The following is a 24726-nucleotide window of genomic DNA, read 5'->3' as shown; positions in this document are numbered from 1 at the left end:
CTGGTACTTACTTAATGATCAATGATCAGTCACCTTTAGCCAGATGTGTCAGGGATAAATAATAGGCGATGAATAGGCGATGGCAATGGCAAGAAATGAATCTGTAGCGAGTATGGTCATGTTTCTCTGTTTTGGTACAGCAATTTTATCTCTGGCTGTCCATTGGCACAATATGAGAACAACAGGACAATTAAATCAGTCTATATCCACAGAGATTTATCCACAGGGTTCATCAGTGGAAATTGGCAACAGTGCAATTGCGGCTTCTGTGCCTAACTCTCCCCAAAAAGCTGCTGTTTGGAGAACACAAAGGTCAAGTCAGGATCAAGTTACAGATCCGGTCAAGAGTTCTCAGGGATCAATGCCAGTATCAAATACAACTCAAGTAGTGGTGGATTTGAGCGATCGCCGTGTCTATGTTTCTCAATATAATGAAATAATAGCTAGTTATCCCATTGCTATCGGTAAAAAAGGCTGGGAAACACCAACAGGCAATTTTAAAATCATCCACAAGGAACACGACCCCATTTGGCGACATCCCATTACAAATGCTGTTTTCGAGGGCGGTTCTGACAGTCCTTTAGGGGATAGATGGATTGGTTTTTGGTCTGATGGTCGGAATCAACTCGGCTTTCATGGCACACCAGATGTTGATTTACTAGGGGCGGCTGTTTCTCACGGTTGTCTAAGAATGCGTAATTCTGATGTCAGAATGTTGTATAGCCAAGTAAGTATAGGTACACAAGTATTAGTACGTGAATAAAAATATGAAAGCAGTAAGAATTAAGGAATAAAAGTCTTTTAGAGACTTCCAAGAAATAAATTATCCTAAGAAACGAACCACAGAGGCACAGAGTACACAGAGAGAGAATTTCTGCATCAGTTTTGGGACATTTTTTTATTTGGAAGTCTCTTACTGTATGCCCAACTCCTGCCTCCATTGTCGGTGTTATACCAGTCATTGCGAGGGAAGGGAAGCAATCACAACCCTTGGAATTGCTTCATTTCACTTCGTTCCATATGGCTAACGCCACGCAACGCTTACGCAATAACACTGTGTAATTAATTCTGTCTCACTACTTAACTTGGGTTTTTACATCCATATATTACCTTGAAGCAAAAGCTCAATTTATTCCCTTGCGGAGTATAAGTGACCATCTTCAAGAGCTTTTTCTACTATTTTTTCAATACTCTCATTTTTACAGACTCGGCTGATTAAACACCTCTAAAATTTGCCGACAAACCTGTTTCAGTTTTTCCCGAACTTCAGCAGAGGGTGTGGAGTCACCGACAAAACTCCAGGTTTCAATAGTGGAAAGTCGCCAAACTTCCCCACTGTGATCAAATCCAGCGGCTTCGACACCAATGGCGCGACGGTGATTATTAATCGGATCTTGATAAAATCGGATTTGAATTAAAATACTGCGACAGCGCCAAGATTTGCTAATGCCAGGAAAGTGAAAACCAATGTCTATAGAATCTGGATCTACTAGTTCTCTGGTTTCTGGGTCATTGTGCCAGGGTTTAAGATCGGATTTGACATCAGGAAATTCATATTTAAATAAATTTACTACCGTAGCAATTTTGCTGGCAAATTCTAGGTTTGTGGCTTGTTCGGCTGCGTTCACTCAATAATACTCCTCTATGCGGTTGGTCTGCGGGGAAGATCAAGACAGAAAAACCTGAGTTAATTGTAACGGTTCATTACATAGCGATCTAAAATAACACTGTTAATCTGTAAACAAACAAAAAATTAATTTCCATTTATGGTGCGTCAACGTTCTATTTTTTCACTGATTTTTGTACTATTAGCCACATTTTTGATTAGTTGTGGTAGTCCTACTGTTGCTACTGTACCACCATCTTATACGGCGGCGGAAGTTGCGAAAATTCAGGAATATGTTCCCGGAATTCAGATGGTGCGCGATCGCTCTTCCGAACTCCAAAACCTGATTAAAGCAGGTGAATGGGTGAAAGTGGGTAATTTTATTCACGGACCGATGACAGAAGCTAGATTAAATATGACTTATATCATTCCCAACCTAGCCAAGCAAAACCAAGCTAAAGCTCGACAAATTAGCAAAGATTTGTTGAATGACCTAGTAAGAATTGATCAAGCTGCCGCTGCGGGTAATACTAGCCTAGCTGCGAGTAAATACCAAGAAGTGTTTGCGGATATTGACAAATTCTTAGAACTAGTTCCCGAAAAGAGTAGCTAAAAGAGGAGCGTAGGGGCGCAGGGCCTGCGCCCAGGAGTCAGGAGGAAGAAGAAAGAAGAAGAAAGAAAGAAATTTCTCCCCTGCTTGCTTCCCCTCTCCCTACCTCTTGCTCCCCTGCCTCCTTTCGAGTCTTGAATCACAAAATGCTAGGGTAATGGAGTGATAGGGTGGAGAGGAAGACTTTTCATGCTTCACCCCTAACTCAAGCGCAAAAACCATGAATGTAGTAATTATCGGCTGTGGCGTGGTTGGGGCGGCGATCGCCTATGAACTCAGCCAAGTTAAAGGTTTAAACATCACCGTTTTCGAGCAAAAACAACCAGCACAAGGTTCTACCAGCGCCGCTCTCGGTGTGTTAATGGGTGTAATTAGCCATAAAACCAAGGGTATTGCTTGGCGAATGCGACAAAGTAGCATCCAACGCTATGAAAGTTTGATTCCTGAATTAGAAGGAATTACAGGGCGGAAAATCCCTTGTAATCGGCAAGGAATCGTAATGCTATTATCAGAAAACTTAGAGCGTCCCTTAGAAAGTGGCGTTGAAGTCCTTTCCGAATGGGAACAACTGCGAGAAATTCGCCAATCCCAAGGTTGGGAATTACAAGTTTGGGATCAAGAACAACTGCAAAAATATTGTCCCCAAATCAGTCATCCGCAAATTATTGGTGCTGTCTATTCTCCCCAAGACTTACAACTAAATGCCACAGCTTTAACTTTAGCTTTAGTAGATGCAGCCCAACGTAATGGCGTAAATTTCAAGTTTGGTGTGTCTGTGACCGGCACAGAAACGCCTCCTCCTCCTCCCCCAACACCTTTACACATCAAAAAAGGATTGGGAGAAGCGCGTAAATGTAATTTTATTGAAACTACAGAGGGCAAAGTTACCGCTGATTGGTTTATTATGTCTGCGGGTTTGGGTTCAACAGCCTTAACTGCACAATTAGATCAAATGGTAAATATCCGTCCAGTGCTGGGACAAGCTTTATATTTGAGCTTAGGACGCAGTTTAGGAAATCCCGATTTTCAACCTGTAATTACTGGTAATGATGTGCATATTGTACCAATGGGAAATGGTGATTATTGGGTGGGAGCAACCGTAGAATTTCCCAATCATGAAAATCAAATATCTGCAAGTCAGGAATTATTGGATATTGTCAGACAACAGGCGATCGCCTTCGCCCCAGAGTTAGCCGCAGCCAAGGTTCTCCGCACTTGGTCAGGGTTGCGCCCCCGTCCCGAAGGCAGACCAGCGCCAGTAATTGATAAACTACCGGGTTTTACAAATATACTCCTGGCTACGGGACACTACCGCAATGGGGTTTTACTCGCCCCAGCCACAGCCACAGCCATTCGGGAAATGATTTTACCTCAAGATTCTCGTTCCAATTGAAAAAAGTCTTGATTTGTAGGTTGAATTGAGGTTGAGGGACGTATCCCTGACGGGAGGCTCACCCAACAAATACCTTGGGTTGCGCTGTCGCTTAATCCAACCTACAAAAAATGGAGAAGGTATTGTTGTTAGGACTTATGTAATACGACTATAATAATGATTATCATTTTTACAGAGCTATTATGTCGTCTGAGAACTCGTCTACCAATCAAGCCTTACATCTGACTCAACGTCCCCGTCGTCTCCGTCGCACTGCAACCCTCCGAAAAATGGTGCGGGAAACGATTTTAACTGTAGATGATCTGATCTATCCGATGTTTGTCATGGAAGGTGAAAGCACAAAAATAGAAATTGTTTCCATGCCAGGATGTTATCGTTATTCTTTAGATTTACTCCTGGAAGAAATAGCCGCAGTGTCACAATTGGGTATTAATGCGATCGCACTATTCCCAGTTATTCCCGAAGAACAAAAAGACGACACAGCTACAGAAAGCTACAACCCAGAGGGATTGGTGCAGGAAACCGTCAAAGCCATTAAAAACGCAGTTCCAGAAATCATCATTATTACTGATGTTGCTCTAGACCCCTTCACAACTCATGGCCATGATGGTTTAGTTGATGAAAATGGCAAAATTCTCAATGATCAAACCATAGAAGTGTTAGTAAAAATGGCACTTTCCCAAGCAGAAGCCGGCGCGGATTTTGTTGCTCCTTCGGATATGATGGATGGTAGAATCGGCGCAATCCGTCAAGCTTTAGACGCTGAAGGTTATATCAATGTCGGGATTTTGGCATACTCAGCAAAATACGCCTCAGCCTACTATGGACCATTCCGGGACGCTTTAGATTCAGCCCCCAAATTTGGCGACAAAAAAACCTATCAAATGGACGCAGCTAACGCTAAAGAAGCTTTAAAAGAAATTGAACTGGATATTGCTGAAGGTGCAGATATCATTATGGTGAAACCAGCTTTAGCATATCTAGACATAATATGTCAAGTGAAATCAGCGACAAATTTACCAGTCGCCGCATATAACGTTAGTGGCGAATACGCAATGATTAAAGCTGCGGCTCAACATGGTTGGATTGACGAGAAAAAGGTGATTTTAGAAACTTTAACCAGCATGAAGCGGGCTGGTGCTGATTTAATCTTGACTTATTTTGCTAAAGAAGTGGCACTGATGTTGATGTAATAGTTGCCAGTCCTTATCTCCCTATTATAGGAACAGCCGGTAAGCGTAAAACTCAGCGGCTTTAGCCCTGAGATATAAGCGGCTCGTGTGACTTTAGTCACAGTCATCTTTCTTGATATTGCCATACATATTTCTACCCACTCTTTCAATTAACTCACTGACGCTGATCTCCAGTGAATTAGAAGCCTTGATTAAATTTTCCCAAGCAGTAGTAGTCACCATTATATTTCGGTGCTTCTTCAGTTCTTCATAAAAGACTGGCTGATTTTTTGTTCTTTTAATTCCTTTACCTGTTGACTTCATTAGAATATATGTATATACTAAGTTAAGTCTAGCATATCAAGGTGGTGATTGTAAATTGCTAACAAATTATGTATATAAAATCCGCCCCAATATTAGCCAGTCCAATAAAATGGATAACTGGCTAGATATGCTCCGGTCTACTTACAATTGGAGTTTGGCTGACAGAATAGCTCAATACAACCAGCAGTTTATTCAAGGTGACTATTGCGATATTAGGACTAAAGCAGAAGCTTGTCCATTAACTTGCTTTGTTAGTAAAAATGGAGCAAGTGGAGAGCCGTGGAAAGATGCTAAAACTGACAAGGATGGCAAACTCAAAAACCCTCGACGCAGTGCTGGTGATATTCAAATAACGGCATTACCATATCTAAAAAAAGCTAGACCTTGGTTTGCTGAGATTGATTCTACAGTCCTACAGCAAAACGTCAAACGCCTTGACACTGCCTATAAAAACTTCTTTGAAGGGAGAGGTTTTCCCAAGTTTAAAAACCGTAGTAATTTTACCTCTTTTACTTACCAGATGGGCGTAAAAGTTCAAGGTAATAAAATTTATCTCCCTAAATTGGGATGGATGCGGTTTTTTAATTCTCGCCTAATACCAACAGGTTTTACTATCAAAGCTGCCACATTAAGAAAGCGTGTGCGATTCGTTGTTAGCTGAATCACGGTATCCAGCCCGTACATAAGCTAACCAACCCCATCCAATCATGGAAAAAGGTTGAACTCTCGGTCTGATATGGGTGCAAGTCCCATCTACCAGACTCAGGTATGACTCCCCATCTGCCCACGATAACCCGACTCGGTTTCGGGAGGTCGAAGCTGGGAACAGGGCATAATCAGACATCCGTTGTGGGGTGACACTGGTGCTAAAGGGGAGTTCCCACGGTGAAACAGAGCCTTAAAAAGCGACCTACTTAGAGGCAGGGCGCAACATCAAAAACCCTGACCACACTGGAGTTAATTCCCGCCGCATCCTGCGCTTGATAGCGGTAAGAGTCCAGGGAATCCAGCGGTTGAAGTGGCTACACCTAACGGAACTAACAATCATCCGAGGGAACGAATAAAAACGGATTGAAGGTCTAGGGGCGGTCGAACCCCATAAGTAGGCTGGACGAGCAGCGGAATCCCTTCAATCCGGGTAGGACAGACCGTAATTGGTCTGAGGTGTTCAGAATACACAGATTGGAGCAGAGCATGATTGGACACAGAGACAACTCTAGTGAATCTTGGAAGAAGTTACCTTGGAAGAAATTCCGCCGTAACCTATTCCGCCTACAAAAACGAGTGTACAAAGCGGTTCAAGTTGGAGACAAGCGTAAAGCTAAGTCCCTACAAAAGCTGATTCTGAAATCCTCCGCAGCGAGATTACTGGCTATCCGTCAAGTATCACAGCTAAACGCTGGGAAAAAGACCGCAGGAATTGACGGCAAAAAGTCCCTTACCTTTAAGGAACGCTTTGAGCTTAATGAACTGCTAAAAGCATCCGCCAACAACTGGAAACACCAGGGGCTAAGAGAAATACCCATCCCCAAAAAGGACGGTACTACCAGGATGCTGAAAATCCCTACTATTGCAGATAGGGCGTATCAATGCCTTGTCAAATACGCATTAGAACCAGCACACGAAGCAACCTTCCACGCCAGGAGCTACGGGTTTAGGACAGGACGCTCGGCACATGATGCCCAGAAATACCTGTACAACAACCTATGTTCTACACGAAATGGAATAGATAAACGAGTTATAGAACTCGATATTGAAAAATGCTTTGACAGGATAAACCACACCGCCATCATGGACAGACTCATCGCTCCTTACAGCATAAGACAAGGAATCTTCCTTTGTCTCAAAGCCGGAGTTAATCCAGAGTTCCCCGAACAAGGAACACCTCAAGGTGGCGTGGTAAGTCCACTATTAGCTAACATCGCCTTAAATGGAATTGAAAGTATTCATAGACACCACACGGTTTCTAAAAATCGAATCACAGACAAGACCCCAAAGGAACATATTATCGAACCTTCAATCCGTTATGCGGACGACATGGTGATAATACTCCGACCCCAAGACGATGCCACAGAAATACTTGAAAAAATCAGTCAGTTTTTAGCAGTGCGGGGAATGAAAGTCAGTGAGAAAAAGACGAAGCTAACCGCCGCGACAGATGGGTTCGATTTCCTAGGCTGGCACTTTAAAGTTCAGAAAAACGGGAAGTTTAGATGCGTTCCATCAGCGGACAACTTTAAATCTTTTCGCAAGAAAGTAAAACATATCGTCAACAACTCGAATTATGGTTCTACCACAAAGGCTGAGAAATTAGCCCCTGTAGTTAGAGGTTGGAGGAATTACCACCGCTTCTGCAAGATGGACGGGTCAAGAAACTCGTTATTCCATATCCAAAACAGAGCATTTAGGGTATTCAACAAGGAAACTAAGCTAAACCGCTACTCTAGCAAGAAATTACTAGATAAGGCGTTCCCAGCAGTTCCTTACTCCGAACACAAACATATCATGGTCAAAGGAGAGAAATCACCTTACGACGGAGATTTAAGTTATTGGAGCGAACGTAATAGCAAGCTCTATAACAACAATACCTCTAAAGCCCTCAAACGGCAAAGCCATAAATGTGGTCATTGTGGTCTTAAAATGCTCAGTGATGAGAAGGTACATCTACATCATGTTGATGCCAATCATAACAATTGGAAACCAAAAAACCTTCTAGCAATTCATGAAAGCTGCCACGATTATATTCACATGAGCAAAAGCGAAAGCTAAGAACATCGGAAGCTGGGTGCAGTGAAAGCTGCACGCCCAGATTTAACAGAGAGGGGCGCGGGATAATACCCGCCCTCGACTCTACCCAAGATGGTTGGTATGTTTCAATTAGGATTGAAGATAAAACCATACCAGACTATGTAAAAAAACCGCTAAACGAAGTTAATTCTATTCTTGGTTGTGACTTAGGAATAACTAAACTTGTCCATCTCTCTGACAGACATCAAATTGATAATCCTAGATTCTCAACTAATAAAAAAGCTAGACGCACTTTAAAAATCAGACAGCGACGGATTAATCGTAAAGTCAAGGGGAGTAAAAATCGTAAAAAAGAAGCTAATAAAGTAGGACGGTTTCACAAAAAGATTACAGATAAAAGGACTGCTTATCAATGGAATGTTGCTAAAACAATAGTTTCTAGAAAGGTTGATGCTATTGCCTTAGAAGATTTAAACATCTCTGGAATGTTAACACGTTGCCAGGTGAAAACTGATGAAAAAACTGGGAGATTTTTAAAGAATGGGCAATCAAGAAAGAAGGGGTTAAACCGTTCTATCTCTGACGCAAGTTGGAGTGATTTGATTTTAAAAATTGAGTATCTCGCTGTGAAGCAAGGAAAAGTTGTCATTAAAATCAATCCTAAATACTCCAGTCAAGAATGCAGAAATTGTGGGCATACTGATAAATCAAACCGTGATGGTGAGAAATTCATTTGTACTGAATGTGGGTATCACGAACACGCCGATATTGGTGCTGCCAAAACAATTAGAGATAGAGCTTTCAAAACTTGTATTGAGCGAAGTCGAAATATAGTACGTGGGGACTCCGCGAAACTTGCTGTTTAACAGCTAAACGCCCAAAAGATGAGCCAGTGCGGTATTGGGGTCTCTCCAAGTAAAGCAACTAGCAGTATCAGCACGCACTTTTGTGCAAACGTGTTGAGTTTGGGAACCTGTGCAAACAGGATATTAGGATTGCAAAATTTTAAGAATCTCAGTGGCTTCAGCCCTGAGAGTGTCAATTATTATGACTACAGTTCCTGCAAAAATTGACTTAGGAATGTGAATTAAATAAGGTGCAAAAGTAGGGTGTGTTAGCGACAGCGTAACGCACCATTCCAGGTTACATCAGAATTGCAGGTTATTAAATTTGCGTTCCTTAGCAATTATTGGTGCTGGTCCTCATGCTCTTACCTTAGTTGCCCATTTGCTGCAAAAACGGCAAACAATGAAGGGTAAAATTGTAGTGTTTGATCCCAGTGGTACATGGATAAGTAACTGGAAACAGCAATTTGCGGCTTTGGAAATTCCTCATTTGCGCTCTCCTGCTGTTCATCATCCCCACCCCAACCCCTTCGCTTTAAGGAAATTTTCTGAATCTCGGTCTGAGGAACTATTTCCCCCCTATGATTTACCTGGAACGCGCCTATTTGAAGATTTTTGTGAGGATGTGATTACATCCTATCAGTTGCAGGAGCAGGTTATCCCTTTGGCTGTAAGTAGTGTTAAACCGTCATTTGATCATTTTCGTCCTCAATTCCAGCTATGGTTAGAAGATGGACAAATGGTAACTGCCCGGCGAGTTGTGTTGGCAACTGGTAGTGGTAAGATACATATCCCTGATTGGGTAAGTCAGATTCCTTCACCCTATCCAGAACATAAACTTTGCCATTCTCAAACTGTAGATTTACGTAAATTACAGTTAAAGTCTCAAAGAGTCTTAATTGTTGGTGGTGGTTTGACAAGTGGACATTTGGCTGTAGGTGCGATCGCTCGTGGTGCAAAAGTTAATTTAATGATGCGAACACAGTTATCAGAAAAGCTATTTGATGCTGAACCGGGTTGGTTGGGACCAAAATATCTGAAAGGATTTTTTGAAGGAGATTGGGAACAACGGTGGATGATGATCCAGCAAGCTAGAAACGGTGGTTCTATGACACCAGCAATCGCCACCCAATTACGCAAAGAACATCATCGTGGTAATATTAGAATTGATGAAAACTGTCAAATAGTTAAAGCTGAATGGTTAAGTCATAATTGGCAGGTAGAATGTAGCGATGGTCATATATTCGAGTGTGATTATATTTGGTTAGCCACAGGTACTAAATTCGATGTCACCACTGAACCATTATTGCAGGATATCTTAACCGCTTATCCCATCCAAATTGTTAAAGGTTTGCCAGTTTTAGACAGCTATCTGCGTTGGCCTGGTTGTGAATTATTTATCATGGGTGGTTTAGCAGCTTTACAAGTTGGTCCGACAGCCAGAAATTTATCCGGTGCAAGAATGGCTTGTGAAAAAATTGTCCCAGCGATCGTTAAGCCCAGTGTATCTTTTTCTCATAGTATCACTGAAGTCAAAGCCAGCTAACAGCACTTCAAAATATTTTCCCCAAAATCAACTCCAGAATTAGTAACATTCACACCTTTTTGCGCTAGACTGATAACGATTCTCATTTTTGTTTGATATGGTCAGTTCAATAACCCAGTCTCAAGACAGCTTGAACCTGCACGAAGACGACAAACTTACACGAATTCGGCACACCAGCGCCCATATCATGGCTATGGCGGTACAAAGACTATTTCCAGGGACTAAGGTAGCAATTGGCCCCGTCACAGAAATTGGATTCTACTACGATTTTGATTGTCCAGTCAGCATCACCCCTGATGACTTAGGCAAAATTGAAATCGAAATGCAACGGATAATCAAAGTTAACCTACCTATTATCCGGGAAGAGGTGGAACGAGCCGAAATTCGCGCCGAAATTGCCGAATTAAACGAGCCTTACAAGCTAGAAATCTTAGAACGTATACCCGAATCAGAAATTATCACCCGCTACTTCATTGGTACTCCTGAAACTGGTAATTCAGAAACTTCATTGTTTGTCACAGATATTCAACCAGCGAATAACTATTGGTGGGATTTGTGTGCAGGTCCTCACATTAACTTTACTGGTGAAATTGATCCTCATGCCTTTAAATTATTAAATGTTGCTGGTGCTTATTGGCAAGGTGATGAAACTAAACCTCAGCTACAAAGGATTTACGGGACAGCTTGGCAAACAAAAGCAGAATTAGAAAATTACCTCCAACTAAGAGAAGAAGCCCTCCGTCGAGATCATCGCAAGTTAGGTCAAGAACTTAACTTATTTAGTATTCAAGAAGAAGCCGGTGGTGGTTTAGTATTTTGGCATCCCAATGGCGCAATTATTCGCTACATAATTGAAGATTATTGGCGCGAAGCTCATCTAGAATCTGGTTATCAATTACTGTATACACCTCATATAGCCAATCTCAACCTATGGAAAACATCGGGTCATTTTGACTTTTATCAAGAAAGTATGTTTGACTCGATGGATGTGGAAAATCAGGCTTATCAAATTAAGCCCATGAATTGCCCTTTTCATGTTCTAACTTATAAACATCAACTTCATTCCTATCGAGAATTACCATTAAGATGGGCAGAATTAGGAACTGTTTATCGTTATGAACGATCTGGAGCATTACATGGTTTAATGCGAGTCAGAGGATTTACTCAAGATGATGCTCATATCTTTTGTTTACCTGACCAAATTGCTGATGAAATACTAGGAGTTTTAAATCTCACTGAGCAAATTTTATCAGATTTTGGTTTTAAACAATATGAGATCAATCTTTCTACCCGTCCTGATAAATCAGTTGGAACTGATGATGTTTGGGAATTAGCCACAACGGCACTAGAACAAGCTTTAAATACTAAGGGCTGGAATTATGTTGTTGATCAAGGTGGTGGGGCTTTTTATGGGCCAAAGATAGACATTAAAATTAAAGATGCTATTGGTCGTTTGTGGCAATGTTCAACTATTCAGGTAGATTTTAATTTGCCAGAAAGGTTTGATATGGAATATATTGCTGCTGATGGTAGTCGGCAAAGACCAATTATGATTCATCGGGCTATTTTTGGTTCTTTGGAACGCTTTTTTGGGATTTTAATTGAGAATTATGCAGGAGACTTCCCCTTGTGGTTAGCACCTGTACAATTGCGGTTGTTACCTGTAAGTGATGACTTTCGAGAATATGCAAAATCAGTAGCAGCAGATTTTAAAAAAGTTGGATTTAGGGTAGAAGTAGATAGCAGTGGTGAACGTTTAGGGAAACAAATTCGGACAGCACAATTGGAAAAAATTCCCGTTGTTGCCGTTGTTGGTAAGAAAGAAGTAGAAAGCAAAACTTTGAGTGTCAGAAGTAGACAAGCTGGAGATTTAGGAGTTTTGACTTTAAGTGAACTTGTAGATCATTTACAAGTGATAAAACATTAAGATCAAAGAAGTCAGTAATCTTTTAAGAACCTTAACGGGTGACAAGGCGGTTGAAGATGAGATGTGGCAATAATTTGAGAAAATAAGGGAGTAAAAAAATAGGGACAAAGAAGCCCCCGAAGCAAAAAATGTTACCACAATCATATCAAACAATTTTCCGAAAGCATTTGAGTGAACAGCAGTATTTGACACTAGAGATATTGTTGTTATTAATACAGGCTCATCGCCAAGTAAAACTGTCAAAATTGGCCAGCTTGTTTCCCCAACCAATTAAATATGAAAGCAGGAAACGTAATCTACAAAGATTTTTAGGAATAGGTAAACTCTGCGTAAAATTATTATGGTTTCCATTGATAAAATATTGGATTAGACAATCGTTAACACCAAAACAACTGAATCGAGAACAGCGCCGTTATTTTCATAAAAAACAGTATCAAAAATATGGTTATTGGATGGTAGCACTGGATAGAACACAGTGGAAGGGGCGAAATATATTTATGGTGACATTGGTATGGGGTACTCATGCCCTACCACTATATTGGGAAACATTAAATCATGTCGGAAATAGTAATTTACAAACACAGAAAAGATTAATAAAGACAGCAATAAAGTTGTTAAAAAAATGTCGAATTGTGGTGTTAGCAGACAGAGAATTTCATAGTCCAAAACTGGCTAAATGGCTTGATGAGCAAGGAGTTTACTTCGCTTTACGCCAGAAGAAAAACCTTTATTTTCAAGAAAAACCTGAACAAGAATATCAAGTTCTTAAAAATCAAGGATTTAAGCCAGGAATGTCGAGATTTTATGAAAAAGTTAAATGTGGTAAAGGGGATGAATTAGGCTTATTTAATATCGCTGTTTATTGGAAGAGAAAATATCGGAACTCTGGACCAAAAGAACCTTGGTATATCTTGACGAATCTACCAACTCTCCAACAAACTTTATGCCTCTATAGATGTCGATGGGGAATTGAGCAATTCTTTAAGGATTGTAAAACTGGTGGTTATAATTTAGAGGATACTAAAGTAAATGAAACTCGCTTTTTAGCTTTAGTATTATTGATTGTCATTGCTTATAGTTTAGCCACTATGCACGGTCAACGGATGAAAAAATTAGGTATAGAGACTTATGCCGGACGTATTCAACAACATCAGGACAAGTACCCACGTCAAAGTGATTTTAGCTTTGCTCTCTACGGACAACTATGGATTTATGGTATGGAATTATGGGCTGATTTAGCTCTGAATTTAATCAATCTCAAGCCTCATAAACGCCTCTTTTTTCAACGGGGCTTTCAGGCTCTATCCCTTATGAAACAAGCTCTTTAGCCGCCTTGTCACCCGTTAAGTTTAAGAACACTGATTTAAACAGTCAACAAATAAAACCACTAGATTTTGATATGAATACCATCACTCTCGACACAACAAACATCATTCCTGAAATTCCCAAACAAGGAATGCCCGTAACTATTATTACCGGATTTTTAGGAAGTGGAAAAACCACACTTTTAAATCAAATTCTTCAGAACAAACAAGATTTAAAAGTCGCTGTCCTCGTTAATGAGTTTGGCGATATTAACATTGATAGTCAATTACTAATTTCTGTAGACCAAGATATGGTAGAACTTAGTAATGGCTGTATATGTTGTACAATTAATGATGGTTTAGTTGATGCTGTTTATCGAGTTTTAGAACGAGAAGAACGGATTGATTATCTAGTTATTGAAACCACAGGTGTAGCTGACCCTTTACCAATTATCCTAACTTTTTTTAGCACAGAACTGAGAGATTTAACTAACATAGATTCGATTCTCACAGTGGTAGATGCTGAAGCATTTGACGAAGAACACTTCCAGAGTGAAGCAGCTTTAAAACAGATTACTTATGGGGATATTATTCTCCTCAATAAAACAGACCTTGTTACCCCAGAGAAAATTCAAGAAGTAGAAAATTTCATCCATGATATCAAGCATGGAGCGAAGATTTTACATACTCAATATGGTGAAGTTGCTTTACCTCTAATTTTAGATGTGGGTTTAACACCAAAAGATAAGTACATTGCTATTGATGACGAAGATACTCATAAACATGAACATCATCATGAACATGAGCATCATCATCATCACTCTGATCATTTAGACAATGATGGGTTTGTTTCCATTTCTTTCCAAAGTTATAAACCATTCGATGTGCATAAATTTGAGAATTTCCTAACCGAAGAAATGCCAGACAATGTATTTCGAGCTAAGGGTATTTTATGGTTTAGTGATAGTGAGTTACGTCATATCTTCCAACTGAGTGGACCTCGTTACACATTGAACGCTGACGAATGGCCTAATCAACCTAAAAACCAGGTAGTTTTTGTTGGCAGAAAACTGGATAATAATGAGATTTACACAAAACTTAACAAATGTTTGTTATAATTTAAAAGTGTTGATAAATTCTCTTTTTTTAGTTAGTAGTTATTCATAGATATTTAACTATTAACTTCCGTCATAACTCATTCTATTAAATTCAAATAATGACTTTATCCATTCGTCCAGAACTAACTGCTGCTGATGTAATTTCATCTTTATCTCATCAGCAACAACCAACCGTAACAGAAGCAGAGATGATGCAAGCTGTACGCACTTTACTGATTGGATTAGGAGAAAATCCAGACCGTGAGGGATTAAAGGATACTCCTAAAAGAGTTGTTAAAGCCTTAAAATTTCTGACCAATGGATATGATCAATCTGTAGATGAATTGCTAAATGGAGCAGTATTTACAGAAGATGCAAATGAAATGGTGTTAGTCAGGGATATTGATATTTTTAGTTCCTGCGAACACCACATATTACCAATCATTGGTCGCGCTCATGTTGCTTATATTCCTAATGGTAAGGTGATAGGTTTATCAAAAATTGCCCGCATTTGTGAAATGTATGCTCGACGTTTACAAGTGCAAGAAAGGCTGACTTTACAAATTGCTAATGCACTGCAAGGTTTACTCAAGCCTCAAGGAGTTGCAGTGGTAATTGAAGCAACTCATATGTGTATGGTGATGAGAGGAGTCCAAAAACCAGGTTCTTGGACTGTTACCAGCGCCATGCGTGGGGTGTTTTCTGAAGACGCACGGACTCGTGAAGAATTTATGAATTTGATTCGACACAATGCTAATTTTAAATAACAGGGTTTGACTGATGGAAATTTAAATTGGCTGAGTGTGATGTAGAGATAAGCTATTTTTTATCTCTACATTATGATTAGTTACACGAAATGATAATATTTGACCGCAGATAAACGCAGATAAACGCAGATGAGAAGGGATAAGTTATCAATTTGGTAAATATGGTTTTAGCTACTGAAATGATTGGGAATCTGAAATTTAATGAGCAAGGTTTAATTCCAGCTATAGCTCAAGATTACTATGATGGTACTGTTTTAATGATGGCTTGGATGAATGCAGAATCAATTCAAAAAACTCTGGCTACAGGTGAAGTTCATTATTGGAGTCGTTCTCGTTCTCAGTTATGGCATAAGGGGGCAACATCTGCACATATTCAAAAGGTAAAAGAGCTTTTTTATGATTGTGATGGTGATACAATTCTCATTAAAATTGAGCAAGTTGGTGGTATTGCCTGTCATACTGGGGTTAGAAGTTGCTTTTTTAATTCTGTGGAAATTTTCCCTCGTAAATTATAATTTATATTGATTATGTCTTTACCCATGATTACTGTTGTTGCTGGATTATCCGGTGCGGGCAAAACTACCTGGATTTGTCAACAAATTCGAGATGTTCGATCTGTTAAAAAAGTCATTTATTTTTGTCCAGGAACTGGGAATGTTCCTATTGATCAAACTAAAATAGCTACTGAATTTCCTGAGTTGAGAATTTTTAGTGATGGTCAAGAAATTGAATTTCTTTATCAAATACCCACAGCAGATAGTGTTTATGTGGAATTGGGTGCTTATTTGGAATTAGACAGTGTATCAAAAATATTAGATCATCGCACTTACCACGCTATAGCAGTTATTCCTCCGGAGTTAAAAAATTCGGAGTATGATAGTTGGGCAAATGAAATTATATATGGCGCACCTGCACCCATGATAATTGGAGAAAATTTATGGAGGGTAGCAACTACAGGTCAAGTTATTGATGAAAATAGTTTGGATGAATTTTGGCATGAAATAACTCATGGTGCTTATGGGATTGTTACTCGTGCTAAGGCAATTTTCGATGTTAATGATGGACGTTCTCTTTACTGTGATTTTGTCTCTGGTGTTCCCCAAATAGATTTTTTAGAATTAGACTTACCACGACATTTACAAGGTAGACCTCAGCGGTTTAGTGGCATAGAAATAGTAGGCAAGAATTTAGATAAAACAGCCTTAAAAGCAACATTATCGGATTGCTGTTTATCGGAATCCTTAATTTTTCAATATCAACAACAAGTACAACAAATTTTATTAGAAGGTCAACAAGTATGAAAATAGCTGTTATGTCATGTATTCATGGTAATTATGAAGCCTTAAATGCTGTATTATTAGATATTAACCAACAAAAAGCCGAGAAGATATTTTGTGTTGGTGATTTGGTAGGATATGGACCCCATCCTAATGCGGTAATTAACCAAATTCGCTCTTTAGATATTCCTACCTGTGCTGGTTGTTGGGATGAAGATATTGTGGAAGGATTGAATGCTTGCGATTGTAGTTATCCTTCATTATTAGCAGAAAAAAGAGGTTTTCAAGCTCATGAATGGACAAATAAGGAAATTCATCCAGAAAACCGCGAATTTTTAGCCAGTTTACCCTATAGTCTCCAGTGGCAAAATTTAGCTTTTGTTCATGGTAGTCCCCATAGTAATCATGAATATTTGTTACCTGAACTTGATGCTTTTGTGGCCTTAGAACGGGTACTTTCCACAGGTGCAGATGTGCTGTTTTGTGGACATACTCATGTTCCCTATAGTCGTAATCTTGATGCTGGTGAGTTACAAGTTCAAGTTGCTAATCAAGCAGCATCACGGAAAATTAGCTTTTCATCTGCGCTGAAGAAGATTGTTAATGTTGGTTCTGTTGGAGAACCTCGACATGGACGACCAAATGCAACTTATGTAATTTATGAAACTGATACTCAAGGGGTGACTTTGCGGGAAGTGACCTATGATTATCAAAAAACCTGTGCAGCAATTATAGAGAAGGGATTACCAGAAATCTTTGCTTGGCGTTTAGCGCATGGTTTGGAGTATGCTGAACGCGCAGATGATCCAACTCATGTTTGTACTAGATAAAATAACTAGGATTTAGGCAATGTAAAACCTGCCATCATATGAATAAACGAAATTGCGTCGTTTTCAGTTTTGGGAATAACTGATTGAGTAGGTGCGTCAGATAGAGAAAATCTGTTTTTTGTGAAATTATCGGGTCTGACGCACCCTACAACAGATAAAATCCACATTTCATATTTGGTGAACTTCCTCAATGCGTAAGTCCTAATAACTAATCTAAAATCTAAAATCTAAAATCTAAAATTGATTATGTGGGCAATTTTAAGTGGAATTGAAGGAAATTTAGCAGCTTATGAGGCTGTGATAGCTGATATTAAGCTGAAAAATCGTTATGTAGAGGCATTGTATATCATCGGTGATTTAGTTGGACCAAGGCGAGAATGTGAACAGCTAGTGGAAAGGGTGAAATCACCTCGTCGGGGTGAATTAGAACCAATGATTTGCAAGGGATGGTGGGAAGAACAGTGTTTGATTTTACATGGTTTGGGTCCGACTGGAGACGCACCGGAATTGCTGGCAAAATATGGGGGTGATACGGTGCAGATGTTGTGGGATTGTGTTTCCCGTCAGACTGTACAATGGTTGCGATCGCTCGATTTTGGTTTTTTTGAATTAGATTGTTTATTAATACATGGTTCGACAATGGGGGTAAATGATGAACTGACCCCGGATACTCCTCCTATTCAAATGTTAGATAGATTATCAAGAATGCAAGCAAATAATCTATTTTGCGGTCGTTCTGGGTTAACTTTTCAGTATCAGTTACAAGCAGGATCTATTACCAGTGAAATCATTACTCTTGATCATCAATTTTCCCCACAAACAGTCACAGTTACCCCTCGTCAAGTGATTGGGGTCGGAAATGTGGGACGGATACCAGGACAAGCAACCTATACTCTCTACAATCCTGGTACAAATCAGGTACAGTTTAAAACTGTATTTTATGGACAGAGTAAGGGTTTTCAAATACACCCGCAGAGTAAAACCTGATAAGCTGTTACCAAGGTAATTTTAAGTAGGTGGGCGGGGGAGAATCAAAATATATTTCGTTTTGTGAAATGGCTAAAACTCAACCACAATAACGCATTGAGGTGAATTTACATATCGTTACACATTTTGGTTATTTTACATCCACTTACTTAACTGCTGTTTTGGGGGATTCGTTAGCAAATTTGTCTATATTATCAGCAGTTAAGTAGGTTGGCGTTGAAAATTGTCGTTATGGCAAGGCAAAAGGCAAGAGGCAAGAGGCAAGAGTGAAGAGGGTTTGGGCGATTTTACGTTTCTTTACACAGTTTGGTTTTATTGTGTTCACCTACTTACACAAAATAATAATATTTGACCACAGATAAATTAGTGTTGTTTCACCAAAAATTATAATTAATCCCCTAGAAATGCAACAGATTAATTGTCTTGAATAAGTTAAAAAAATGTATTCATGGTCACAAAATTCCCAGAATTGTGAGGGGATCATGATATAAATTCCTGACTATTCATAAAAACTTATATCAATCACGACTGCCATATATATATCTTACGAAAATGACTGATCAGGAATTCTGATTAAAAAATATTGCAATAACTTGATTTAGTTGCTAGTGTGTGTGGGTACGACAGCACTGGTGAATGCTCGGATTATTTAAAAGAGGTGAAATCAATGAGCTTTATCCATCCTGCCAAAAGTCTTTTATGTTGATTATTCCCATGCTGACAACCAGGAATTTCTACTTTCGAGAAGCAATAAAGGGGTATTGCAAATGAGCATAAAAAGTAGCTTCCATCTTGTCACTGCATGGAGATTTGATTTTTGTGTACTGTTCATTAATTGTCTTACCTATTGATTGCCAAGAACGCAACAGGAAGACGAAGAATGAAGAATTTAGAGGTGAAACCCGATGAAGATTCAAGGAAAAGTTGCACTCATTACCGGGGCTTCTCGTGGCATTGGTAAAGCGATCGCCCTAGAATTAGCCAAACAAGGCATGAAAAGGTTAATATTGGTAGCACGCGATCGCCAAAAGTTAGCCGAAGTAGCCGCCGAAATTGAAGCTTTAGGCGTAGAAGCTACAATCATGGCCTTAGACTTAACCCACTCCATCAACGTCAACATAGCCGTAGCCCAACTTTGGCGCAGTTATGGACCAATTCATCTCCTCGTAAATTGTGCCGGAGTCGCACATCAAAACTCGTTTCTGCAATCAAAACTTCCCCAACTGCAAGAAGAACTCTCCGTCAATTTGTTGGGAATGTACACCCTCACCAGCTTGATAGCCAAACGCATGGTTAGTCAAAAAAAGGGAATCATTGTCAATGTCTCCAGTTTAATGGGGAAAGTTGCCGCACCGACAATGGCCACATATTCCGCCACTAAATTTGCCATTGTCGGATTTACCCAAGCCTTACGTCAAGAACTCGCCCAACACAATATTCGCGTTATCGCCCTACTCCCTTCCCTCACCGAAACAGACATGGTGCGTGACTTGCAATCATTTCGGGGAGTAATTCCCATGACACCCGAACAAGTCGCTCAAGCGCTCGTCATCGGCATAGAAAACGATACCGCAGAAATCCTAGTCGGCTGGCAATCTCACTTAGCCGTATTATGCCAACGTCTCGCCCCTTGGTTACTAGAAATCATCCTGCAACTAGCAACACCCAAAAAACCATTACCTGACGCTGCGGGATAACATTCAACCCATTTGAGTTTTGTTTCGCACCATCTCTTTTAGAGATCCTGAAAGGTAGAGGCTAATCAGCAAAGACACAAAGAGTTTTTTGTGTCTTTGCGTAAAGTAAAGTTAAAAAATGGTAGGTTGGGTTAAGCAAAAGCGCAACCCAACTAAAAATTTGATAATGTTGATTTTTAGGCTTAACTAAACTTTATTACCCCATAAATGACTATTGCACAAGAAATACGCTACTACTCACCTGAAGAATACCTAGAATTTGAGGTAAATTCAGAATTACGTCACGAATATATTGATGGATTAATTATCCCCATGACAGGCGGAACACCAAATCATAATAAAATAGCTGGTAATTTATATGTTGCCATACATTTTGCCCTCAAGCGTCAGCCTTACGAAGTCTATTATACTGACCAACGGCTTTGGATTCCTAAACGACGGATTCATACTTATCCTGATGTAATGATTGTTCAAACTCCCCTAGTATTTGAAGAAGGAAGAAATGACACTATTACTAACCCGGTTATGATTGCTGAAGTGTTATCAAAATCTACCAAAGGTTATGATAGAGATGAAAAGTTTGCAGCTTATCGGACTATTGCTAGTTTTCAAGAATATATTTTAATTGACCAATACACAATTCACGTTGAACAATATGTAAAAACTGATAATAGAAAATGGATGTTTTTAGAATATGAAGATATTAATGATACTTTAAATTTAACTTCTGTTTCTTGTCAAATTTCTCTGGCTGATATTTATGAAAAAATAGACTTTACCAGTACAGAATCTTAACTATTTGTCTGAATCAGGATGTCCAGGATTTTGATTTGATTTGTGGTGTACTAATATTTTAATTTGTCTGAATCAGGATATCCAGGATTTAAGGATTTACAGGATGTTGTTTGAAAGTATCATGTTTTGATTTTTGGGCGTTGCTGATTAAGGGTATGAATTTTAGTCTCACGCAAAGGCGCAAAGACGCAAAGGTAAGATTTTTAAAGGTTCAATTTGGAAATTTCATACCTCGATTCAGCAACGCCGATTTTTGATTGTCCATCTTTATCTGTGTTCATCTGCGTTTATCTGCGTACCCTTCGGGAAGCAAGCTACAATTATTCTTGATATTACTGTTAGATTACTAATTTTTTTAAACGTTCGCGGAGCGTGGCGTTAGCCATACCACAGAGACACAGAGGACACAGAGAAAAAATATCAGTTATCTTTGTGTGGGAAGGGAGTAATTTTCTCGTTCATCTAATTAATTATCTCAGAATTGGGAAAGATTTCATCAGAAAATAAAATCCTGTAAATCCTCAAATCCTGGATATCCTGATTCTGACTTAATAATTTTGGCGTTGCTGATTTGAGGTATGAAGTTCTACATACAACGAAAGCGATTGATCTGATACTTGAATAAATATGGATTCTAAGCCATAATAAATTCATGACATGGGAAATTTTATTTCATGACGAATTTCTACCTGAATTTTCTGAACTAACAACAGAAGTACAGGAAGAACTTCTTGCACACACAAAATTACTAGAATTCGCCGGTCCACTCCTACGTAGACCTCATGCTGATACACTTAAAGGTTCTCGACATAAAAATATGAAAGAACTGCGTTTTTATGCGGACGATGGTGTGTGGCGAATAGCTTTTGCTTTTGATCCAAAAAAGAAAGCAATATTACTTGTAGCTGGTAATAAAGCTGGAACAAGTGAAAAAAGATTTTACAAACAATTAATTACAAAAGCAGATAAAAGATTTGACTCCCATCTTCAGGAATTAAAAGACAAAGGAGAATAAAAATATGGCGACAAAATTAAGTGATATTATGGCACAATTACCACCGGAACAGCGGGCAAAAATTGAAGCCCGCGCCCAAGAACTGATTTTGGAAAATATGACTCTTCAAGATATGAGAAAAGCCAGAAAATTAACTCAAGAATCTATGGCAGAATTATTAGGAATCCGTCAAGATAGTGTTTCTAGATTAGAAAAACGGGCGGATCTTTTACTTTCTACATTACGTAGTTATGTAAAAGCAATGGGAGGAGATTTAAAACTTGTGGCAGAATTTCCTGATAGACCTTCTGTGATTATTTCCGCATTAGGAGAATTAGAAGATGAAGATTCCATACCGGAATAATCGTCTTGTCAAGTCTTAAAATATAAAATTCCTCAAAACAAATAGAGAGATTCAGATCCCCGACTTCTTTGATTAATCTTTTCATTTACGCAATTAATTATGTTTAGAAGTTGAGTATCTTTGACCACAAACTAAAATCCTGTAAATCCTTTAATCCTGGATATCCTGATTCTGACAAAATTCAGATCCCCGACTTCTGTTGTTAATCTTCTCATTTAATACAAATGGTGCTTTTATGTCAACTCAACTTACTAATTATTAACAGAATACTCAAACAAACATGGGTTATCTATACGTTTAGAAGCGTCTATTATTTCAATTCCTACAATATTTCCAGCGTCGTCATAATCTAAAATGATTCCTGGTTTTTCTTCATCACTTTCTTCAATTGGTATATTGCTGAATATAATTCTTAAAACATCAACTTCTGCGTCGTAGGTGATTTTCATGATTCTCTCCAGTATTTCTCAATTTTGCATTTGTCTGAATCAGGATGTCCAGGATTTTAGGATTAACAGGATGTTGTTTGAAAATCTCGTGTTTTGAATTTTGATTGTCCATTTTTATCTGTGTTTATCTGCGTTTATCTGCGTACCCTTCGGGAAGCAAGCTACAATTATTCTTGATATTACTGTTAGATTACCATTATTTATTTAACCATTGATTTATTTGAATTAGCAAGATGATAGATAGTTTACTAATTCTAGGAACTCTTCGGTTCTTTCAATCAGTAGTTTTGCATCTTCAGCAGTTAAACGTTCAGAACGATCATAATCTCCCTTTAAACGTATCTGTTCTGCATCAATTAGATAACGGTGAAATTTGGGATCAATTTTACTAGTTCTGGCAAAAAGTTCGCCAAACTTACTAATTACAGCAGAGTGTTTGCTAAAACTAAGATTTTCACTTACTAGGAATGCTTCAGCTATATAAAACATGGCATAATAAGCACGAGAAGCAGCAAAATCACCTGAGTTCGATGTAAATAAAAAGTCTAAAAGTACGTAACAGCAACAGTTCTGTCAATAAGTATTGGTTATTGAGAATTAAAGCCCACGCCAAAAAGTTCTCAAAAAATTAATTTTTTGAAATGTATTTACTATTAGGTAATATTGATATTTAATTGGTAATTAAGCTAATAAAACTGGTAAGGTTTCAATTTCATTTTCATCAAATCTTAAAGAAGGTTTTTTAGGTTGCCAAGTATAAGCTATTATTGCAGCAACAACATTAACCATGAAATTAGTAACACTTCGATGTCGAGAATGAGCAAGTTGTGAAATATTTTTGAGTTGGTCATTAACAGTTTCAATTAAAGAGCGTTTTCGGAGCATTAATTTCTCCTCCAGGGACAAGAGCTTATTCCGCATATTTTTCTTGAAAGGAGTGATTAATTTGAGTCCATTAGACCAAAGTTCAAGCCAGAGTTTTTGAGAAATATATCCTTTGTCTCCAAATATTTTCCCAAATAAGTTCTTAGTCAAAGTGGGAACAGGTTTTCGGTCATCTGTATTTCCAGGAGTAATTTGAAACGCAAGTAACTCTCCTTGATCATTAATAATCAAATGAAGTTTAAACCCAAAATACCAACAAATAGAACTTTTCCCCCAGCCAGCTAAATCTTTAAAGACCTTATTTGTCTTGGCTCTTTTAGAATGACAAATGGGAATAGAGGTACTATCAATAAAACTTATACCTGTATTGAGTCCTTTTCGTGTATTCAGATAATACATCAAGGGAATTAAAGCATTTGGCATTAATTCAACAAATCTTTGATAACTCACTAAATTGGGAAATTCACCTTGGCAATATTTGAAGATATGTTTCAGGTAATAATCTTTAAAATTGCGGTAACTAGAGCGATGAAAATACACAATTATTGTCATAATTTCACTTAGACATAATCGGCTGGGTCTAATTCTTTTTTTTATTTGGGATGGGATAAGTTGAGCTTGAAACATTGGCTCAAAATAGGTACAAAAATCATCAATTTCACAGAAAATAGTTTCTAATTCCATGAGTTATAATCATTAATTTTCTTTAATTAAACCTCTTCTATTGTCCCTAATCTGAGGTACTTTGAGTTTGTATTCAAATAGTATTCGTAATATAAATTTAGATTTTGTTATGAAAATTTACTTAAATCTAGGCTGGTTTCCTATTAATTCTCAATAATTAAGGCTTATTGAGAATATAGGCTCTTTCCAGAAAAGCCTCTAACCCTTTTGAATACTCATTTTTAGCTGGTTTTCTTACATCGAACTCAGGTGTTTTTCTACAACCAGATGCTGACTGAGATAAAACTGATCCAGCTAATTGTTTAGCTAGATAGTGAATATAATTAGGGTCACGATGAAAATTCTTCATTTTCTTACTTTTTTATAAATTACGATAACAATTATAGCAAATTAGTTTTTAAAAATGATAATATTCCAAAATATCA

The 24726-nt window shown here is 38.6% G+C and carries 25 protein-coding genes and 1 pseudogene; 20 read left to right on the top strand and 6 right to left on the bottom strand.

From position 1 onward, the window contains the following. Nucleotides 1–79 precede the first annotated feature (79 nt). Nucleotides 80–763: a L,D-transpeptidase gene (locus AA650_RS23155; protein WP_053540830.1), complete on the top strand. Its 684-nt coding sequence runs from the start codon at nucleotides 80–82 to the stop codon at nucleotides 761–763. A gap of 436 nt (nucleotides 764–1199) precedes the next feature. Here AA650_RS23155 and AA650_RS23150 read toward each other — a convergent pair whose 3' ends face one another. After that, nucleotides 1200–1628: a hypothetical protein gene (locus tag AA650_RS23150; RefSeq protein ID WP_027403137.1), complete on the bottom strand. Its 429-nt coding sequence runs from the start codon at nucleotides 1626–1628 to the stop codon at nucleotides 1200–1202. A gap of 138 nt (nucleotides 1629–1766) precedes the next feature. Here AA650_RS23150 and psbQ point away from each other — a divergent pair, with 138 nt between their 5' ends. The 3 genes from psbQ (at nucleotide 1767) to hemB (ending at nucleotide 4802) form a co-directional block, all read left to right on the top strand. Next, nucleotides 1767–2219: a photosystem II protein PsbQ gene (gene psbQ / locus AA650_RS23145; protein WP_039202300.1), complete on the top strand. Its 453-nt coding sequence runs from the start codon at nucleotides 1767–1769 to the stop codon at nucleotides 2217–2219. A 217-nt stretch (nucleotides 2220–2436) separates the two neighbouring features. Continuing rightward, a complete protein-coding gene (locus tag AA650_RS23140; protein ID WP_053540829.1) occupies nucleotides 2437–3609 on the top strand; it encodes an NAD(P)/FAD-dependent oxidoreductase in 1173 nt (390 codons plus the stop codon). A 182-nt stretch (nucleotides 3610–3791) separates the two neighbouring features. Next, nucleotides 3792–4802, top strand: coding sequence for a porphobilinogen synthase (gene hemB, locus AA650_RS23135; RefSeq protein WP_039202298.1), 1011 nt, complete (start codon nucleotides 3792–3794; stop codon nucleotides 4800–4802). A 93-nt stretch (nucleotides 4803–4895) separates the two neighbouring features. Here hemB and AA650_RS23130 read toward each other — a convergent pair whose 3' ends face one another. Then, on the bottom strand, nucleotides 4896–5105 hold the full coding sequence (locus AA650_RS23130; protein ID WP_053540828.1) for a hypothetical protein: 210 nt from the start codon (nucleotides 5103–5105) through the stop codon (nucleotides 4896–4898). Nucleotides 5106–5160: 55 nt separating this feature from the next. Between AA650_RS23130 and AA650_RS23125 the strand changes: the two genes are divergently transcribed. The 16 genes from AA650_RS23125 to AA650_RS23050 all read left to right on the top strand — a co-directional run bounded on the left by AA650_RS23125 (nucleotide 5161) and on the right by AA650_RS23050 (nucleotide 22283). Further along, complete coding sequence (locus AA650_RS23125) at nucleotides 5161–5766, top strand: RNA-guided endonuclease InsQ/TnpB family protein (RefSeq protein WP_199924329.1); 606 nt, start codon at nucleotides 5161–5163, stop codon at nucleotides 5764–5766. A gap of 533 nt (nucleotides 5767–6299) precedes the next feature. Then, nucleotides 6300–7874 carry a group II intron reverse transcriptase/maturase gene (locus AA650_RS23120; RefSeq protein WP_053540341.1) on the top strand — a complete coding sequence of 525 codons (1575 nt, stop codon included), beginning with the start codon at nucleotides 6300–6302 and terminating at the stop codon, nucleotides 7872–7874. Next, a complete protein-coding gene (locus tag AA650_RS28900; RefSeq protein WP_335337454.1) occupies nucleotides 7835–8719 on the top strand; it encodes an RNA-guided endonuclease InsQ/TnpB family protein in 885 nt (294 codons plus the stop codon). Before AA650_RS23120 ends, AA650_RS28900 begins: the two co-directional genes overlap by 40 nt. 304 nt (nucleotides 8720–9023) lie before the next feature. Further along, nucleotides 9024–10244, top strand: a complete 1221-nt coding sequence (locus AA650_RS23110; protein WP_053540827.1) for an FAD-dependent oxidoreductase — start codon at nucleotides 9024–9026, stop codon at nucleotides 10242–10244. A gap of 97 nt (nucleotides 10245–10341) precedes the next feature. Continuing rightward, nucleotides 10342–12171, top strand: coding sequence for a threonine--tRNA ligase (thrS, locus tag AA650_RS23105; protein WP_053540826.1), 1830 nt, complete (start codon nucleotides 10342–10344; stop codon nucleotides 12169–12171). 128 nt (nucleotides 12172–12299) lie between these two features. After that, a complete protein-coding gene (locus tag AA650_RS23100) occupies nucleotides 12300–13499 on the top strand; it encodes an IS4 family transposase (protein ID WP_053537530.1) in 1200 nt (399 codons plus the stop codon). Nucleotides 13500–13570: 71 nt separating this feature from the next. Further along, nucleotides 13571–14593 carry a CobW family GTP-binding protein gene (locus AA650_RS23095; RefSeq protein WP_053540825.1) on the top strand — a complete coding sequence of 341 codons (1023 nt, stop codon included), beginning with the start codon at nucleotides 13571–13573 and terminating at the stop codon, nucleotides 14591–14593. Between the two features lie 98 nt (nucleotides 14594–14691). Beyond that, nucleotides 14692–15339, top strand: a complete 648-nt coding sequence (gene folE / locus AA650_RS23090; protein WP_027403144.1) for a GTP cyclohydrolase I FolE — start codon at nucleotides 14692–14694, stop codon at nucleotides 15337–15339. A gap of 161 nt (nucleotides 15340–15500) precedes the next feature. Further along, complete coding sequence (hisI, locus tag AA650_RS23085) at nucleotides 15501–15854, top strand: phosphoribosyl-AMP cyclohydrolase (RefSeq protein WP_053540824.1); 354 nt, start codon at nucleotides 15501–15503, stop codon at nucleotides 15852–15854. A gap of 12 nt (nucleotides 15855–15866) precedes the next feature. Beyond that, nucleotides 15867–16640, top strand: coding sequence for a GTP-binding protein (locus AA650_RS23080; RefSeq protein WP_053540823.1), 774 nt, complete (start codon nucleotides 15867–15869; stop codon nucleotides 16638–16640). Then, a complete protein-coding gene (locus AA650_RS23075) occupies nucleotides 16637–17446 on the top strand; it encodes a metallophosphoesterase family protein (protein WP_053540822.1) in 810 nt (269 codons plus the stop codon). Before AA650_RS23080 ends, AA650_RS23075 begins: the two co-directional genes overlap by 4 nt. A 240-nt stretch (nucleotides 17447–17686) precedes the next feature. Beyond that, a complete protein-coding gene (locus tag AA650_RS23070) occupies nucleotides 17687–18433 on the top strand; it encodes a metallophosphatase (protein ID WP_190382541.1) in 747 nt (248 codons plus the stop codon). A 905-nt stretch (nucleotides 18434–19338) separates the two neighbouring features. Next, nucleotides 19339–20130: an SDR family NAD(P)-dependent oxidoreductase gene (locus AA650_RS23065; RefSeq protein ID WP_053540820.1), complete on the top strand. Its 792-nt coding sequence runs from the start codon at nucleotides 19339–19341 to the stop codon at nucleotides 20128–20130. 207 nt (nucleotides 20131–20337) lie between these two features. After that, nucleotides 20338–20925, top strand: a complete 588-nt coding sequence (locus AA650_RS23060; RefSeq protein ID WP_039202284.1) for a Uma2 family endonuclease — start codon at nucleotides 20338–20340, stop codon at nucleotides 20923–20925. Nucleotides 20926–21577: 652 nt separating this feature from the next. Beyond that, the gene (locus tag AA650_RS23055; protein WP_053540819.1) at nucleotides 21578–21940 is read left to right on the top strand and encodes a type II toxin-antitoxin system RelE/ParE family toxin; all 363 of its coding nucleotides are present in this window, start codon (nucleotides 21578–21580) and stop codon (nucleotides 21938–21940) included. A 4-nt stretch (nucleotides 21941–21944) separates the two neighbouring features. Further along, nucleotides 21945–22283, top strand: a complete 339-nt coding sequence (locus AA650_RS23050) for an XRE family transcriptional regulator (RefSeq protein WP_039202282.1) — start codon at nucleotides 21945–21947, stop codon at nucleotides 22281–22283. Nucleotides 22284–22534: 251 nt separating this feature from the next. Here the strand turns inward: AA650_RS23050 and AA650_RS23045 are convergent, their stop codons facing one another. The 4 genes and pseudogenes from AA650_RS23045 to AA650_RS23030 form a co-directional block, all read right to left on the bottom strand. Next, nucleotides 22535–22732: a DUF2283 domain-containing protein gene (locus AA650_RS23045; protein ID WP_039202281.1), complete on the bottom strand. Its 198-nt coding sequence runs from the start codon at nucleotides 22730–22732 to the stop codon at nucleotides 22535–22537. A gap of 225 nt (nucleotides 22733–22957) precedes the next feature. Then, nucleotides 22958–23260 (bottom strand): annotated as a pseudogene (locus tag AA650_RS23040) (HEPN domain-containing protein); the annotation flags it as partial. Nucleotides 23261–23413: 153 nt separating this feature from the next. Next, nucleotides 23414–24301: an IS982 family transposase gene (locus AA650_RS23035; RefSeq protein ID WP_053540817.1), complete on the bottom strand. Its 888-nt coding sequence runs from the start codon at nucleotides 24299–24301 to the stop codon at nucleotides 23414–23416. Nucleotides 24302–24458: 157 nt separating this feature from the next. Beyond that, nucleotides 24459–24650 carry a hypothetical protein gene (locus AA650_RS23030; RefSeq protein ID WP_053540816.1) on the bottom strand — a complete coding sequence of 64 codons (192 nt, stop codon included), beginning with the start codon at nucleotides 24648–24650 and terminating at the stop codon, nucleotides 24459–24461. Between the last annotated feature and the right edge of the window lie 76 nt (nucleotides 24651–24726).

This window comes from Anabaena sp. WA102 (assembly GCF_001277295.1).
Classification (GTDB): Bacteria; Cyanobacteriota; Cyanobacteriia; order Cyanobacteriales; family Nostocaceae; genus Dolichospermum; species Dolichospermum heterosporum.
Note: the sequence above shows the minus strand (reverse complement) of the source record. Positions and strands in the feature narration are given on the sequence as shown.